Source organism: Bacillus sp. FSL R5-0286 (assembly GCF_038593245.1).
GTDB lineage: Bacteria > Bacillota > Bacilli > Bacillales > Bacillaceae > Bacillus > Bacillus altitudinis.
On the sequence record NZ_CP151977.1, the window covers coordinates 1289555 to 1305254 of the forward strand.

At 39.8% G+C, this 15700-nt stretch carries 16 protein-coding genes, 1 pseudogene and 2 riboswitches; of the genes and pseudogenes, 14 read left to right on the forward strand and 3 right to left on the reverse strand.

Annotated elements, in window-relative coordinates; genetic code table 11:
- Positions 1–3 precede the first annotated feature (3 nt).
- From NST24_RS06520 to NST24_RS06545, 6 genes are all read left to right on the forward strand, one after another.
- Positions 4–1353 (forward strand): ATP-binding protein, encoded by a 1350-nt coding sequence (locus NST24_RS06520; protein ID WP_342462466.1) that lies wholly within the window; start codon positions 4–6, stop codon positions 1351–1353.
- 66 nt (positions 1354–1419) lie between these two features.
- Positions 1420–2109: a PepSY domain-containing protein gene (locus NST24_RS06525; protein WP_342462467.1), complete on the forward strand. Its 690-nt coding sequence runs from the start codon at positions 1420–1422 to the stop codon at positions 2107–2109.
- A gap of 93 nt (positions 2110–2202) precedes the next feature.
- Positions 2203–2721: a PepSY domain-containing protein gene (locus NST24_RS06530; RefSeq protein WP_008346169.1), complete on the forward strand. Its 519-nt coding sequence runs from the start codon at positions 2203–2205 to the stop codon at positions 2719–2721.
- A gap of 174 nt (positions 2722–2895) precedes the next feature.
- Positions 2896–3039 carry a hypothetical protein gene (locus NST24_RS06535; protein ID WP_008346168.1) on the forward strand — a complete coding sequence of 48 codons (144 nt, stop codon included), beginning with the start codon at positions 2896–2898 and terminating at the stop codon, positions 3037–3039.
- A gap of 131 nt (positions 3040–3170) precedes the next feature.
- Positions 3171–3334, forward strand: a riboswitch (M-box (ykoK) riboswitch).
- Positions 3335–3541: 207 nt separating this feature from the next.
- Complete coding sequence (mgtE, locus tag NST24_RS06540; protein ID WP_007498785.1) at positions 3542–4900, forward strand: magnesium transporter; 1359 nt, start codon at positions 3542–3544, stop codon at positions 4898–4900.
- A 100-nt stretch (positions 4901–5000) separates the two neighbouring features.
- The gene (locus NST24_RS06545; RefSeq protein WP_039170299.1) at positions 5001–5399 is read left to right on the forward strand and encodes a lipoprotein; all 399 of its coding nucleotides are present in this window, start codon (positions 5001–5003) and stop codon (positions 5397–5399) included.
- Positions 5400–5544: 145 nt separating this feature from the next.
- Here NST24_RS06545 and NST24_RS06550 read toward each other — a convergent pair whose 3' ends face one another.
- On the reverse strand, positions 5545–6408 hold the full coding sequence (locus tag NST24_RS06550) for a LysR family transcriptional regulator (protein WP_039170301.1): 864 nt from the start codon (positions 6406–6408) through the stop codon (positions 5545–5547).
- Positions 6409–6616: 208 nt separating this feature from the next.
- On the opposite strand from NST24_RS06550, the gene NST24_RS06555 reads away from it, so the two are divergent.
- A complete protein-coding gene (locus NST24_RS06555) occupies positions 6617–6979 on the forward strand; it encodes a cupin domain-containing protein (RefSeq protein ID WP_081105410.1) in 363 nt (120 codons plus the stop codon).
- Between the two features lie 258 nt (positions 6980–7237).
- Here the strand turns inward: NST24_RS06555 and NST24_RS06560 are convergent, their stop codons facing one another.
- Positions 7238–7567 carry a MerR family transcriptional regulator gene (locus tag NST24_RS06560; protein WP_007498778.1) on the reverse strand — a complete coding sequence of 110 codons (330 nt, stop codon included), beginning with the start codon at positions 7565–7567 and terminating at the stop codon, positions 7238–7240.
- Between the two features lie 192 nt (positions 7568–7759).
- On the opposite strand from NST24_RS06560, the gene NST24_RS06565 reads away from it, so the two are divergent.
- The 3 genes from NST24_RS06565 to NST24_RS06575 all read left to right on the forward strand — a co-directional run bounded on the left by NST24_RS06565 (position 7760) and on the right by NST24_RS06575 (position 8940).
- Positions 7760–7915 (forward strand): hypothetical protein, encoded by a 156-nt coding sequence (locus NST24_RS06565; RefSeq protein ID WP_008346151.1) that lies wholly within the window; start codon positions 7760–7762, stop codon positions 7913–7915.
- Between the two features lie 38 nt (positions 7916–7953).
- On the forward strand, positions 7954–8118 hold the full coding sequence (locus NST24_RS06570) for a hypothetical protein (RefSeq protein ID WP_008346148.1): 165 nt from the start codon (positions 7954–7956) through the stop codon (positions 8116–8118).
- A 357-nt stretch (positions 8119–8475) separates the two neighbouring features.
- Complete coding sequence (locus tag NST24_RS06575; RefSeq protein ID WP_088004396.1) at positions 8476–8940, forward strand: MarR family transcriptional regulator; 465 nt, start codon at positions 8476–8478, stop codon at positions 8938–8940.
- A 234-nt stretch (positions 8941–9174) separates the two neighbouring features.
- On the opposite strand, the gene NST24_RS06580 is transcribed toward NST24_RS06575, so the two are convergent.
- A complete protein-coding gene (locus NST24_RS06580) occupies positions 9175–11598 on the reverse strand; it encodes an EAL domain-containing protein (protein ID WP_160757953.1) in 2424 nt (807 codons plus the stop codon).
- Between the two features lie 247 nt (positions 11599–11845).
- Between NST24_RS06580 and NST24_RS06585 the strand changes: the two genes are divergently transcribed.
- From NST24_RS06585 to NST24_RS06600, 4 genes and pseudogenes are all read left to right on the forward strand, one after another.
- Positions 11846–12460, forward strand: a complete 615-nt coding sequence (locus NST24_RS06585; RefSeq protein WP_039169164.1) for a DedA family protein — start codon at positions 11846–11848, stop codon at positions 12458–12460.
- Between the two features lie 78 nt (positions 12461–12538).
- A riboswitch (yybP-ykoY riboswitch) is annotated at positions 12539–12645 on the forward strand.
- Positions 12641–13533 (forward strand): annotated as a pseudogene (locus tag NST24_RS06590) (TerC family protein). Its footprint overlaps the riboswitch before it by 5 nt.
- 215 nt (positions 13534–13748) lie before the next feature.
- Positions 13749–14504: an RNA polymerase sigma factor SigI gene (gene sigI, locus NST24_RS06595; RefSeq protein WP_008346139.1), complete on the forward strand. Its 756-nt coding sequence runs from the start codon at positions 13749–13751 to the stop codon at positions 14502–14504.
- Positions 14501–15694 carry an anti-sigma factor domain-containing protein gene (locus tag NST24_RS06600; RefSeq protein ID WP_342462468.1) on the forward strand — a complete coding sequence of 398 codons (1194 nt, stop codon included), beginning with the start codon at positions 14501–14503 and terminating at the stop codon, positions 15692–15694. The genes sigI and NST24_RS06600 overlap by 4 nt, the downstream gene beginning before the upstream one ends.
- The last annotated feature ends 6 nt before the right edge of the window (positions 15695–15700 follow it).

The following is a 15700-nucleotide window of genomic DNA, read 5'->3' on the forward strand; positions in this document are numbered from 1 at the left end:
AGCATGAGATTAAAAAATAAGATCCAGCTTTATACATCGTTGTCCTTGTTTTTAATGGTGCTGCTGTTTCATACAGCGATTTACTTTATTTTTTCGATGACCTTGACGCAAAAAGATATGTCCAGACTGTCGGAAGTAGCTGAAAATATTGCGATTGCACTAAAGAAGTCAGAAGAAGAGGGCCTTCCATCTTCAGAGCTTCTGAAAGCGTATCTGCCTCAAAATGGTATGATCCGTGTCGTCACAGAGAAAGGTGAATCAAAGCTGACCGTCACGAAGGAATCTACGTTCAGCTCACTTCCTTTTACATACGAATCTGGTCAGACAGCAGAAATTCAAGAATACAATAAGCATATGATTGCGTTCGCGGCTATCCCTGTCATTTGGACAAATGGGGACATTGTGTCGCTGCAAGTATATGAAGAAATTGAAAATACAGAAGAGAACTTGGCGTTATTAAAAATGATTTTAATCGCTACTGGCGTTTTGTTTATTGTGCTTTCTTATTTTGCAGGCCACATTTTAACGAAACAAATTGTACGCCCAATTAGTCGAATGACCAATACGATGAAAGCAAGTATGAGAGAAAAGGCATTTAAACGAATTGAATTAACAGGCGATTCAAAGGATGAACTGTATCAAATGGGTCAAACCTTTAATGAAATGGCCGAAATTCTCGAGAAACATTATGAGAAAGAGCAGCAATTTTTACACGATGCTTCTCATGAATTGAAAACACCCATTACCGTCATCATGAGCTACAGCAATTTACTAAAACGCTGGGGGCAAAGCCGGCCAGAGGTCGTAGAAGAATCCTCTCAAGCCATTCATGATGAGGCAAAAAAAATGAAAAGGCTGACAGATCAACTACTCACACTGGCGAAAAATGGGCAGCCGCTTTACTTGGACATGAAGCCGGTTGATCTTGGTCATTTGTGCAGCCAAGTTGGGCATACACTTGAAGTGGCAACCAATCGAACCATCCTTACTCATGTACAAACAGATCAGCCTGTGATTGCTGAAGGAGACGAAGAGAAGATCAAACAGCTTTTGACCATCTTGATTGATAATGCGGTTAAATATAGTGCAGAGCCAGTTGATGTGAACTGCGGACGATCAGGAGAGAAACCGTTTATTTCGGTTGTTGACAAAGGAATTGGCATAAAAGAAGAGGATCTGCCGAAAATCTTTGACCGCTTTTTCCGTGTGGATGAAGCGAGAAACAGTGAGACGGGTGGGACTGGACTTGGCCTGTCAATTGCGAAGCAAATTGCTGAAGAGCATGGGGCTGAGCTAAAGGTAGACAGCCGTATCGGTGAAGGAACCGTGATGACCATTCTTTTTCAGAAATAAGTAGGTCTTTTCTCATCAATTTCTCATTTCCTCCTTATAAAATAGGAAATAGGAAGGAGGCGCTGCATGTCTAAAAAAATGAAAATGCTGCTTACGCTCGCAGGATGTCTTTTCATTCTTGTGGCCTTTGCAATGCTCATGATTCAAACCATTGACCAAAAAATATTAAGCGAAGCAGACATTAAAAAAATCATCGCAAATGACTACAATGGAAACATCACAAATATTGAGCTGATCAATCATAAACAGGACTATACATTGACGCTTGAAAATTCAAATGGCATCTATCAAATCATTGCATCTTCCTCAAGCGGTCAAATGAAAGAGATGAAACAGTTAAAGAGCTATCAAAAACCAAATGAGAAAAATGCCGAACTCCAAGCAGAAGAAGTGGCAGTGAAAAAAGTGAAGGGTACCGTGATTCAAAAGAAAGAAAAATCGGATCGCTTTATCTTTACGATTCAATCAAAAAAAGAACTGTATCAAGTGGATGTAGAGAAAGACACGTTCAAGGTGATTGAAGCAGAAAAGAAAAAGCCAACCTCTAACGAAAAGAAGCTGACAAAAATAACAGTAGAAGAAGCCATTCAGATTGCCGTAAAAGAAGTGGGCGGCACAGTGGATGATGCAGATCTTGAAACTTTTAGCGGAATGCTCGTGTTTGAGGTAGAGCTCGATTTGCCGGATGGAAGAGAGGCAGAGGTATTAGTGAATGCCTATACAGGAGATATTGAAGGCATTACGTACGAAAACTAATCATTTTCTCATGATTTTCTCATCTTCCTTTCCTTCCTTTATCATCTTGTTTTTTTAAGATAAAGGAGAAATCAAACAGAGGAGGAATGAAATATGATAAAAAAAGTACTAGTAGCTACAGCATTCACAGGAGCACTTGTCGCAGGTGGTTTCACCCTTCAAGCGCAAAATACAAATCAAACGGCAAATGCCGAACAAGTGGTGCAAAAGAAATCTTCATTTGTCTCAAAGAAACAGGCTGAAAAAGCAGCATTAAAAGTTGTGAAAGGCTATGTAGATGATGTAGATCTTGAGCGTAAAAAAGGAAAATGGGTATATGAGGTCGAGATTAAAAAAGGCGGCTTTGAATATAAAGTATATGTCGATGCCAAAACAGGCAAAGCGCTCAATGATCCAGTCAAAGAAAAGAAACAAAATGTAAAAATCACCAAAAAACAGGCTGAACAAATTGCCCTTGCAAAAGTAAAAGGAACAGTCACAGATTCAGAATTAGATAAAGAAAATGGTGTGTACTTGTATGAAATTGAAATTACGACACCAAGCGGCGAAGAAGTTGATTTTGAGATTTCCGCTAAAACAGGCAAAATCCTCAAGCAAGAATGGGACGATTAAGGTATAAATGAACCTTTGAGCGTGATAGAAAACCTTTGCAGCCCTAGGAAGGACGAGTACTGGCGCGAGGCGAAATTGACATTCGTGAGCACCAGCACGCACACGCTGAACCTTACACTTTTATGTGTAAGGTTTTTTCATTGGGACAAACTACTCGAAAGGAGGCGAGAGAATATGATGAAGAAAAAAGAAGAAGAACAGACGATGGATCGTGCGGAATATGTTCCCCATCCTGATGGAGAAGGATATGCTTTGTTTTTGCATGATTCTTTTCATCTCCTCTCCCAAGAGGATATGAATCAGCCAGAAGAGGAATAGAAGACATAAAAGGGCGATGGTCAACTTGTCTATCGCTCTTTTTTTGAAAAGTAAGCGAATACATCAGAAAACTTGGCATCTTGCTTATTGACATCATTGCGCTTTTTCTGTAATCTCAGTGTGTCAACAATATGAGACTTCGTTAGGTGAGGCTCCTGTATGGAGATACGCTGCTGCCCAAAAATGTCCAAAGACGCCAATGGGTCAACAGGAATCATCGACATAAGGTGATTTTTAATGCAGCTGGATGAATCCTATGCCATACAGTGCTAAAGCTCTACGATTGAAGGAGCAAGTGTTTATTTGTCATGCTTACAAAGCGCCTTCATTCGATTGAAGGTGCTTTTTTATGAGAAAAGGAGGTGTGGGGATGGATCATCCCGATTCGAGACACATAGAGAGTATGTCAAAAGATCAGATTGACGCATCAGATAGCGGAGATCCTGACCCCCGCACAATCTAAGGGATTCGGGTATCTCCTGATTTTGGGGAGGTAACAGCGATGATACAGAACATTACGTACGATGAACTCATTTTACGCATCATTATTTTACTAAGAGATGGAAAACGTAAAGAATTTAAAAACATTATGGAAGAACTTCAGCCTTATGATATGGCCTACTTATTCAAGGAGCTTCCAGAAAAACACCGCGGCCGCTTTCTCAGCTTTTTAACAGTCGATGACGTGACGGAAATGATGGGTGAACTGGAGCGGGAATATCAAGAGATTGTTCTTGAAAAAGTAGGGAAAGACAAAGCCACCTTCGTCACAAACAAAATGGATAACGATGATCTTGCCAACTTGTTTGATGAGATGGAAGATGAGCTGAAGGATCAGCTTTTATCTAACATGGAAGCAGAGGAATCCAAGGCCGTCCAGCTTCTCATGAATTACCCTGCTGAGACAGCAGGCCGGATCATGACCAATCGGTACGTTTGGATTCCGCAGCATTATACGGTTCAGGATGCCGTGGTGAAGCTGAAAAGCTTTGCTGAAATTGCCGAATCGATCAACTACTTATATGTCATAAATGATCAAAAACAGCTTGTAGGGGTACTCTCATACAGGGATCTTATTTTAGGTGAACCGGATGAAAAAGTGCAGGATCTTATGTTTACAAGAGTCATTGCCGTTGGTGCCTTTCAAGACCAGGAAGAAATCGCAAAGCTCATTGAGCGATATGATTTCCTTGCCATCCCTGTTGTAGAAGAGAACAATGTCTTAGTCGGAATTGTGACAGTCGATGATATCATTGATGTTGTGATTCAAGAGGCAGGAGAAGACTATGAAAAGTTTGCTGCCTCTGGTAAAGATATCACGTTCGACACACCGGCATTTGTGGCGGCATACCGCCGTCTTCCATGGCTCATTTTGCTCCTATTCATTGGGCTGATTTCAGGCAGTATCTTAAATTATTTTGAAGATACCCTGCAGCAAGTCGTTGCTTTAGCATTCTTCATGCCGATGATTGCAGGTATGACAGGGAATACAGGGACACAGTCTCTAGCGGTTGTCATTAGAGGATTGTCAAAAGAAGAATTAACGAAAAAAACCATTATGCGCTTGATTTTCAGAGAGCTGAGAACAAGTATTTATATTGGGATTGTTTGTTCAATCATTATTACGGTCGTTGCCATGGTATGGCAGGGCAATATGATTTTAGGTTTTGTTGTTGGTTCCTCGCTTCTTGCAACACTGATTATTGGGACAATGGCAGGTACGGTCGTGCCGATTATTTTACACAGATTAAACGTCGACCCAGCCATTGCATCTGGACCGCTGATCACAACATTGAATGATATTTTATCCTTACTCATCTATTTTGGAATTGCAACAGCATTTCTTCATACACTGATGTAGTCAAAAGACTGTAAAATGTAACGTTTTACAGTCTTTTTTGAATAAAGATTGCATATAGCGCTTCCATCCTTTACATTTTAAGGAGAAGGTGGGAGAAAAAATGAAGAAGTTTTTATTCATTTTCATGTGCATTGTTTTGCTAAGTGCATGTTCAAGAGAAGACGAGGGGAAAGACAGAAGACTTGTGGCATCAGAGCATATGCTTGAAGCGATAACTGAAGGAAATAAACGAAAAATGGACAATGTCTATGTCGAAGGCGCAGTCCCAAGCCCAAGTGACATTCTTAAATCGAAAAAGGAATGGGGAATTGAGACGCTTTCTTATGAAGATTTCCAATTGGAAGAAGCCAGCATCCATGTCTTTCATGCAAATTATAAAGATGTAAACACTGGAGAAAAAAAGGCGCTTGCCTTTCGGGTGAAAGAAGATCCTGAAAAAGGCGGCGTACGAATTGACTTTGTAGGGGTTGTTGAAGGAACTGACGCTTCATCTAAATAAAAAGTATCGTTCATATGCTTTATGATAAATCAGGCATAAGTTGAGATAATGTAAAAGGATAGAAGAGCTGAAAGAATGTCGCTCTATCTATCCTCTTTTTTTAACACACATGATCTTATTCATGAAAACAATGATTTGTCTCAGATCACATATTCGTAATGCCTATTAACTCCATAAATTGTGACAGAGCACTGGTCATGTACGAATCACGTCGCCTGATCAACACAGTGGGCACGATCCGATGTGGTTCCGGTAATGGATGACAGGTAAATTTGCCTTCCCCCCGAGATTCAACCATAGATTTTGGTAATATAGTCACTCCCAGCCCGCTTTCAACACATTTAAGGACGCCCTCTAACGTACCATATTCCATGACCTTCATAGGAGGATAGCCGTTGTTCTCTAGCCACTTTTGCCATCGTCCTAAATAAATACAATGGGCGAATGACGAGAGCAACGGCTCATGTAAAATAGATTCTACCTGGAATTGCTCCGTGGAGTAGCTTGTAATGAGAACGAGGGATTCTTCCAATACAGGATACTCGATGATTTCTGGATGAAGAATTGGCCCATCTACTAACGCGCTGTCTACTTTGTAGTTGAGGATAGCGCTAACTTGGTCGACTGTAGGTGCCATATACAAACTCAATTCTACTTGTGGAAATTTTTTGTGATATTCTGTGAAAATGCTGGGCAATCTTGTAGAAGCGGTGGACTCTATTGATCCAATGTGTAAAGATCCCCGCGGAGTAGAGGAAAGCTTTACTGCTTCTATCGCTTCTTCGTAATCGTATAGTAATTTATTTACATAGGGCAGCAGTTCACGTCCTGCAGGCGTTAAAGATATTTTCTTATGATATCGATAGAGAAGAGGTACACCTAACTCTTGTTCAAGACGTTGGATTCTTGCGGTGACATTGGACTGCACATAATTTAATTTTTGAGCAGCTTTTGTGATGCTTTGTTCAATGGCAACGGCTTTAAATACTTCCAAAGATTTAATATCCAAACTAACTCTCCTTTTTTGCATCACAAATTGTGATGATCTATATGCTATTTTTTGATTTTACGTGATCCAAAGAAGTATGTAAACTAAATGATAGAAGAGGTTGATGCTCATTGCGGCGTCCTTTTTATCTGATCGAGAGGAGAAAATGAGAATTTTTTAGCTGTGGCAACTAAAACAGACGTTTCCATTTAATAAGGAGGGGAATCGATTGATTTCAAAGGTAAATATCGAAGAAAAATTTTCGCAAATAAATGATTATTGGAATCCTAGAATAGGTGGAGAGTTGAACGACTCATACATGAAAATGGTGAAAATGAAGGGTGAATTCATTTGGCATCACCATGATGATGAGGATGAAATGTTCTTTGTGTGGAAAGGCAATCTAGTCATCCGTTTTAGGGATAGGGAAATAACGCTTCATGAAGGGGAATTTCTTGTGATTCCAAAAGGAGTTGAACATCAGCCAATTGCTGAAGAAGAAGTTCACTTGCTCTTAATAGAACCCAAAACGACGCTAAACACGGGGAATGTGCTCAATGAGCGAACTGTTTCGATTCCTGAACAAATTTGAAAAACTAAATCGTTAAAGATCAAGTATCTTAGGTGATAAATAGTTGAATGGTTGTTTTAGCTAATAACGAGGCTGCAATTGCTGCCTCGTTTTGTTGCTTCAATGATTCAAGATGAGCTGTAACGCATTTCCTTTCGCTACCTGAAATAGACTCTTCAGCAAGAATCGGTCTTTGGGTAAGTTCGTGCTTTCATCGATTCATATTCAGGACGATCAGATGCTAAGGCTATTTTGCCGAGTAAGCGATTGTTATTTAGTTCATCGATTCTTGTACCGGAAGTGCGCGTTGATCTGTCCTTCCAGCATTTTTTTCTTATATTGTCCGCTTTTTAATGCCTGTTCTTTTTTCTTCATGTCTTTTAAAATTTCCGCTGTCTGCACACCATCTTCCCGTTTATTGGCGATATCCATTAAACGTTCTACATCAGAAAAAGAATATTTCCGTGTGCCTCTTGTTGAGCGCTGGGGGTAGATGAGTTTACGTTCCTCATAATATCGGATTTGCCTGACGGAAAGTCCTGTTAATTCACTGACAATCCCAATTGAAATGACTTTTTTATCTTTATAAGATACATCTTCCTGCGTCATATCCTCACCCCTGCAAGTCTTTTCTTCATATTATATCCAACAGTCAGTAAAAAAACCTAACGTTTGTTAGATAATATAACACAAAAATGAAAAAAACGAAAAACAATGGAAGGAAAATTAACATATAAAGTGCAAATCATATCACGTGAACATATGATAAGAAAAAGAAAAAATAAGGAGGAGGCGCACTTGATGGAGAAAACACAGATCATCCGTATGGCAAAAGAAATCATCGCATTAGATGTGAAGAGGGATGAACTGCTGGAGCAGTTCATGCAGGCTGCAGGTCAGAATGCACATGCTCTTCTTAGAGCCGTACAAAATGATTTGTATAAAAAGTCCTCATAAGCACCCGATCCATATCCATTGATAGGAGGGGAGAAGTCATGCGGCGTATATTAAAAGAAGCTTTAGCGAAAGAAAGACATTATTATACGAAGCAGCTTTGCTCACTTGGGGTGTATAGCCCTGATATGACCAAGAACATGACAATTAGTGACTTAAAAAAAGAGTATCATTTCTTTTTCAACAAAACAGATCGCTATCTTTAACATCCCTTATCATGTGCGTTGTCACATGAAGGGTTCTTTTTTTGTGTGTTTAATATTATAGCAATATTGAATTTTGTAGAAATTTGACGAATCAAATGTAAGAAAATATAGAGCCTTTACAGATTATGTTAAAATTTGTCGTAACATGATGGTTTGCTGGAAAAGCTTTTTTTCGAGATGATTGTGAAAAATAAGAAGGATTTTAAAAGTTTATATCGAAATCTTATACATAACACGAATGGAGTCACTTATGTGGTTGAAAGGGTTTTCAAAAACGTACTTCTATTTTTTACGAAAGGCTCCAACTGCACCGCAAGAAAGCCTTGAAGTTAAAAAAATATTATAAGAGGTAGATATGTGATGAGACTATCGTTTAATGAAGAAGAAGTAGAACGTTCAATGACGCTTTACAAAGTTTTTGCAAGGGCATTTAAAAGCGTTTCCGAACACAGTATTAGAGACAGCAAGGAGCATGGATTCAATCCAACTGAATTTGCCGTTCTCGAATTACTGTATACGAGAGGTGCTCAAAAACTTCAGCAAATCGGCTCAAGACTCCTGCTTGTCAGCGGGAATGTCACGTACGTAATTGACAAGTTAGAACGAAATGGTTTCATTGAAAGAGAACAGGACCCAAAGGATAAGCGGTCAGTTTATGCTCATTTAACGGATAAAGGGCGCAGTTATTTGGATAAAATTTATCCAATCCATTCTCTTCGAATTGCGCGGGCGTTTTCTGGTCTTTCGCGTGAAGAACAGGAGCAATTAATTAGTCTGCTGAAAAAAGCAGGTATTCACAGTCAGCATTTGTTATTTAGATAAAACGAAAAGGTGCCATGGTTGGCACCTTTTAGATTGTTGACAAAGGGCTAAAATGAACTTGATTTTAGCCCTTTGTCTTCTTTTCAGCCCAGCGTGATAGAAAACCTTTGCAGTCTAGGAAGGACGAGTACTGGCGCGGAGCGAATTTGTCATTCGTGAGCACCAGCACGCAGGACTGACAAAGAATGCGAGGGTTTGTCTACACGCTGAAAGGTGCCATGGTTGGCACCTTTTTTATGTATCCAGCTGATGAGCAGGATAGGCGATAAATTTTTCAATATCACTAGCTGGAAGGGGCTTGGCATAATAAAAGCCTTGTAGATCGTCACAGCCCTGCGCAGATAAAAGTTGCGCTTGTGCAAAAGTTTCAACACCTTCAGCAATGACTTCTAGAGATAGCTGGTGTCCCATTGCAATAATAGCCCCTGTGATTTGCTCAGACTTTGAATCACTTAAAATATCCTCAATAAATGATTTATCAATTTTCAGGCGGTGAATCGGCAAATCCTTCAAATAGCTTAAAGAGCTGTGGCCTGTACCAAAATCATCAATACTAATACGGACGCCAAGTTGTTTTAGAGACGTCAGTACCTGTTTTGACTGCTTGATGTTGTCCATTGTCATACTTTCTGTCACTTCAAGCTCAAGAAGTGATGGTTGAAGGTCGTATTTTTTTAGCGTTAGTTTGATCAAATCAATTAAGTCTTCAGAGTTAAACTGCTTAGCAGATAAATTGACCGCTACAGGGATTTTCAATTGCTTGTCATACCACAATTTTGCCTGCTTACATGCCGTGTCAATGACCCACCTTCCAATATCGATAATCAGGCCCGATTCTTCAGCAAGTTCAATGAAAGCCTCTGGTGATTTTAGAGAACCGTCTGGTGCTTTCATTCTTAAAAGGGCTTCAACACCTGTCATCTGTCTTGTTTTGGCGCTGATTTGTGGCTGATAATGAAGCACAAACTGCTTTCTTTGAATGGCATCTCGTAGCTCCAGTTCGCGATTGAGTCTGTCCTCACTCAATCTCTCCATAGATTCAGTAAAGAATTCATAGCGGCTTTGTTTATGTTTCTTTGATAAATACATGGCCATATCTGCTTTTCTCATCAATTCCATACCATTCTTTCCGTTTTGCGGGGAGATGGCGATTCCAATACTAATGGATGTAATGAGCTGATGGTTTTGAATGAAAAAAGGACGTTCAAATTGGCGAATGATGTTTTTCAAAAGCTGTTCAATTTTATGTGTGTTATGCTCCATGTGAGGAAAGATCATTAAAAATTCATCCCCGCCAATTCTTGCAATAAAGCCATTGTCAGGCAAACATTTGGTTAGTCTGTTTGCGGCGGCTTTCAACAGCAGATCGCCTATGTTATGACCAAGGGCATCATTAATAATTTTAAACCGATTTAAATCAAGAAAAAGAACTGCCGTTGACGTTTTTGTCTCTTCTTGAGCGGATAAAACATCATTTAAATGATTAATTCCGTGACGACGGTTCGGAAGTTCAGTTAATGCATCATAATGTGCCATCACATGAATTTCTTTTTCAGCAATCTTCTGCTGGGTTAAATCCTTTAAAACGAGATAAATGCTGTCAAGTGTATGGTTGACGTGTACGGGTATGTATGTAACATGATAATAATAAAAACGATCTGCTGCTTTCAGTTCTGCTTCACGCGTAATTGCTTTTTTTGATTGATAAATAAAGTCTTCCCACATCTCAGTCGGCATGACGTATTGACTCACATCATCACCAATCCAGGAATTGCACATTTTCAAAATGTGTTTGCCTGGGTCATTCGCCGATATCACTTTTCGATCAACAGATAACACGATAATACCATCTATATTATGTTTGATCAGTGATTGGAACCGCTGTTCATTTTCTTTTAGCTGATCTGATTGTGACATAATCCGTTGATCAATATAGGCGCCGAAAATCATGAGTGATTGGACGATAAGCGTCATCAGGCCGATGAAAATGGACAGGCTAAATGGTGACATTTCAAGAGAACCACCCGTAGCGACCTGACCATCTGAATGAAAAAACATCGTCGAAGACGCCATGCCAGTGTAATGCATGCCCGCAATAGCACCGCCCATCATCAGTGCACCCGCTATTTTTAACAGCTGATCCTCCCGCCTTTTCTCAGAGCGATGGAGCCGGAAAAAAAGGTGTAATGAAAAGAATGAAGCGAGCGCACCAATAAAAAACGAAAGAAAAAAGAGAACAGGGTCATAGCTGATGGTGACATTCGCCATTGATTCCAATCCGAGATAGTGCATGCTGCAAATAGCTGAGCCCATCGTGATCGAACTAATCAAAAGTCGCCTTGTGGAAAGTTGCTGCTGAATACATATTGAAAAAGCAATGAAAGAACCGATAAAAGAGGCCAAAATCGATAAAATGAGTAAGGGTGTTTCATATGTGATACCAGAGCGTAGATGAAACGCCATCATGCCAATAAAATGCATTGACCATATTCCCATCCCCATGATCATCGCACCAATGATCAACCATACTCTTTTCTTTGCGCCGCTCGACTGGATCACCCGGCTGGCTAATTGAAGAGCTGAGTAGGAGGCGACAGCGGCGACAGCGACTGACAGAAAGACAAGCCATCCGTTGTAGCTTCCTGTTAAATGTGTCATGTAAGAAAACCTCCTGTATCTAAAAACAGACATATACTTAATATATCGGATCAAGTGGCGCCTGTGTTCACTTTTCCTTTACTTAAAAAGGGCATTCAGCATTTTTTTGAACATTTTTTATAGTAAAATCAAATTTAATGTAAAAAAACGAAGAAAAGTGAATCGTTTTTGGTGTTTTATTCGTTTAATAGGTGGCACGGTACGATTTGCAAGCATAGCCTGTCAAACTGATTATGTGTGAAAGGGATTGATAAACATCGAAGATTTTATTATTTCATTAGCTGATGCCTTTAAGAATTTGTCGTACTTCGGCATCTTTCTTGCATTATGCATTGAATTTGTTCCTGCTGAAGTGGTGTTGCCTCTTGCAGGTTACTGGGTTTCAAAAGGGGACATGGCCTTCATCGGTGTTGTGGCTGCCGGTTCTATTGGCGGTGTGGCAGGCCCCTTGACCTTGTACTGGTTAGGGCGTTATGGAGGGAGACCCTTTTTAAATAAATATGGGAAGTATTTCTTTGTTAAACCTGAGTCACTTGATAAGTCGGATGCCTTTTTTGAAAAGCATGGCGGATTTGTTGCGTTTAGCGGCCGGTTTATTCCAGGGGTCAGAACCCTTATTTCCATTCCGTGCGGGATTGCGAAGATGAATGTGTGGGTTTTTTGTCTGTATACGTTTTTGGCGATTACGCCGATTACATTTGTGTACGTGTATTTAGGATTTGTCCTTGGAGAGAACTGGCAAGAGGTTGGAACCATTTTAGAACCATATGTATTGCCGATTGGAATTGGTGTGCTCTTGTTGTTTGTTGTCTACGTGTGGCTCAAACGAAGAAAAAGAAAAACAGAAACACCAACGGCTTAATCAGCGGGTGAAGATGAAAAGTCACCTGTTGACAATCCGGGATCTGTTGATTATGATATAAGTAATCTAAATATTCTTAATCCCACCAAAGGGGAGTAGCGTCCGGTTATCACCGGAAACAAAGTCGTCATTACATGGAATCTCATTCCATCGGCTTTGTTGGCATGATTTACATATCACATGTCTAGCAAGACCTTTGCCATTACAGGCAAAGGTCTTTTTTGCATTCATAAGTCTTTGTCTGTTGTGGGACAATAGATAAAAAATAAGGAGGAATGATGATGGATGCAGCAATTATTTTAGAGTACGGGTGGGTTCTTCTCGTATTGATTGGATTAGAAGGGATTTTAGCAGCTGATAATGCGCTGGTTATGGCTGTGATGGTCAAACACCTTCCTGAAAAACAAAGAAAAAAGGCATTGTTTTACGGACTTGCGGGAGCATTTGTCATGCGATTTGGTTCTCTTTTTCTTATTTCGTTTTTAGTAGATGTGTGGCAAGTTCAAGCCATTGGCGCAATTTATCTTCTATATATTTCGATTCACCATATTTTAAAATCGCACGTATTTAAGAAAAAGGAAGCAGACACAAACATGAAACAAAGCGGCTTTTGGGCAACCGTCGTAAAAGTTGAGCTTGCTGACATTGCATTTGCAGTAGATTCTATTTTAGCAGCCGTTGCATTAGCTGTGACTCTGCCAGCAACAAATCTTCCGCAAATTGGCGGGCTTGATGGCGGTCAATTTATTGTCATTCTATTAGGCGGTATCATTGGTCTAGTGATCATGAGGTTTGCGGCGACTGTATTTGTGAAACTGCTTAAAACGAGACCAAGCCTAGAAACAGCAGCATTTGTCATTGTCGGATGGGTTGGCGTGAAGCTGACGCTCTATACACTTTCTCATCCAGCCATTGGGATCGTGTCCTCTCATTTCATTCATTCAACATTATGGAAAATCATTTTCTGGACGGTCCTTCTCGCGATTGCAGCATTTGGCTGGTTTTTATCAAGTCCATCAAGAAAAGGCGGCCAGCAAAACGAGGAAAAACAAGAGATTCGGCTGGAAGAGTAGGTTTTTTGAAAGAAATATCATTTCATTTTCATAACACGTATATTACAAAAAAGGGGGGGATACCCCCTTATTTCTTTGCTTTTAAACGAAACGTTGTAAAGTAGATAAAGAAATACATGTCACAATTGAGTAACAGGAAATGAATTCCTCATTTCTTCCTTTGCGCTTCCCTCATAAATTAGCTATCATAAATGAGTAATATAGGGAGAACTGAGGTGAAACCATTGCTTAGCCTTTTGTTTAAAAAGGGAAAGAAAAAGCAAACATTAGAGCAGTCGGCAATCAACATCCAACAGGGTGATACCGAGCTGCAAAATGCATTAATAGAGCAATACAAACCATTTGTCGCTAAGACGGTTTCATCCGTTTGTAAACGATATATAGATGAAAAAGATGATGAATTTAGCGTAGGCTTAATTGCCTTTAATGAAGCGATAGAAAAATACTCTGCCGAAAAAGGCAACTCACTCCTTGCATTTGCGGAGTTAATTATTAAAAGAAAAGTAATCGACTATATTCGAAAAGAAGCAAGAAACGCGCCAACGGTTCAAATGGACCTTCAAGAAAGTGAGAATGGCGAATACTCACAAAGCATGATTGAAGCAGAGCTTTCTGCAAATGAATATAGGCGTTTAATTGAACAAGAACATAGAAGAGAAGAGATTGAACATTTTAAAGAACGATTGAAAGTATATGGTCTTACGTTTCAAGAACTGCTTGAGCATTCACCAAAGCATGCGGATGCGAGACAAAATGCCATTAAAGTGGCCCATACACTCGTTAAGCACGATGAACTGAGAACCATTTTATTTCAGAAAAAACAATTGCCAGTCAAACAGCTGGAAAAGCTAGTGGAAGTCAGCCGCAAAACGATTGAGAGAAATAGAAAATATATTATTGCGATGGCGATCATTATGACAGGTGATTATGTGTATTTGAAAGATTACCTTAAAGGGGTGCTTAATTCATGAGAAGAGGCATTATAGTAGAGAAAAACAAAAAATATGTCACACTGCTGACCCCTGATGGACAATTTCTGCGGACAAAGTATGAACAGCAAGACTATGAAATCGGTCAAGAAGTGACGTTTCCGAATGAATCACGTCTCGAAAGAAAAAGAGCCGGTTTTTTTGACCTGCTTCGTTTACGTCCGTTAAATGCAGGAATTCTATCAATTGCAGCAATTATTGTCGTGATTTTCACTATGATGCCATCTTTCTCAAGTCAAAAAGCATATGCATATATGACGATTGACATTAACCCAAGCTTTGAGCTGAAACTCGATCACAACTATCAAGTGATCGGTGTCACTCCGCTGAATAAAGATGCGAAGCAAGTACTGGCCAGTATGAAAGATTTAGAAAAAAACGACATGACCAAAGTCGTGCAGGAAATCATCGATGATTGTGATAAAAAAGGATACGTGAACCACTCTAAAAGCATTTATATTTCAACTGTTTATGAAAACAAGCAGGATCATACATACAAAACAAACGTAAAAAGTAAAATCAGCACCATCTCGGGGGAATATCAAAAGCGCAATTATAAGCTGGAAACTGTGGAAGGTGACCTGGAAACAAGAGAAAAGGCACAAAAAGCAGGCATTTCAACAGGAACTTATATTAGAAATCAAGAAATGCAAGACAACGAACAAGAGGACGTTAAAAAAGATGATGAAGATCCAGCAGATGACGAGGCTGTCAAAGAAGAAGAGCCGAAAAATGCTGATGAAGATCAAAAAGACGAAGACAAAAAAGAAGACATAAAGACAGACGGTAGCGATGAGATGCAGCCGGATAAAGAAGCTCCTGAAGGCGAAGACAAAGAGCAGAAGGAAGTTGAGAGGGAAGAGCAAGGAGCTGTTCAAAAGCCTCACCAAACAAGCCCTAATCTTGACAACAAAGAGAAAAAGGGAAAAGAAGAAAAGGATCGCTCTTTTGAAAAAGACAAAGAGCAAAAAAAAAATCACTCAACTGATCCAGATGAAAAAAAACATCCAAACGGCACATCACGTGGTGATGTTGAAAAGCATGTAAAAAAAAACGACAGTGGTCAGAATCGTCCGTACGGCGAACGTAACAGAGATGGCGTCAAACAAAAAGGAAAAAACACATCGCCCTCATACCGTGAAAACCGGGATGAGCCTACATATGAACAGTAAAAAAAC

Excerpts from the sequence above, each read along its gene's own strand:
- NST24_RS06520 (WP_342462466.1), top strand. The coding sequence starts at position 4 with ATGAGATTAAAAAATAAGATCCAGCTTTATACATCGTTGTCCTTGTTT.
- NST24_RS06525 (WP_342462467.1), top strand. The coding sequence starts at position 1,420 with ATGTCTAAAAAAATGAAAATGCTGCTTACGCTCGCAGGATGTCTTTTC.
- NST24_RS06530 (WP_008346169.1), top strand. The coding sequence starts at position 2,203 with ATGATAAAAAAAGTACTAGTAGCTACAGCATTCACAGGAGCACTTGTC.
- NST24_RS06535 (WP_008346168.1), top strand. The coding sequence starts at position 2,896 with ATGATGAAGAAAAAAGAAGAAGAACAGACGATGGATCGTGCGGAATAT.
- mgtE (WP_007498785.1), top strand. The coding sequence starts at position 3,542 with ATGATACAGAACATTACGTACGATGAACTCATTTTACGCATCATTATT.
- NST24_RS06545 (WP_039170299.1), top strand. The coding sequence starts at position 5,001 with ATGAAGAAGTTTTTATTCATTTTCATGTGCATTGTTTTGCTAAGTGCA.
- NST24_RS06560 (WP_007498778.1), bottom strand. The coding sequence starts at position 7,567 with ATGACGCAGGAAGATGTATCTTATAAAGATAAAAAAGTCATTTCAATT.
- NST24_RS06565 (WP_008346151.1), top strand. The coding sequence starts at position 7,760 with ATGGAGAAAACACAGATCATCCGTATGGCAAAAGAAATCATCGCATTA.
- NST24_RS06570 (WP_008346148.1), top strand. The coding sequence starts at position 7,954 with ATGCGGCGTATATTAAAAGAAGCTTTAGCGAAAGAAAGACATTATTAT.
- NST24_RS06580 (WP_160757953.1), bottom strand. The coding sequence starts at position 11,598 with ATGACACATTTAACAGGAAGCTACAACGGATGGCTTGTCTTTCTGTCA.
- NST24_RS06600 (WP_342462468.1), top strand. The coding sequence starts at position 14,501 with ATGAGAAGAGGCATTATAGTAGAGAAAAACAAAAAATATGTCACACTG.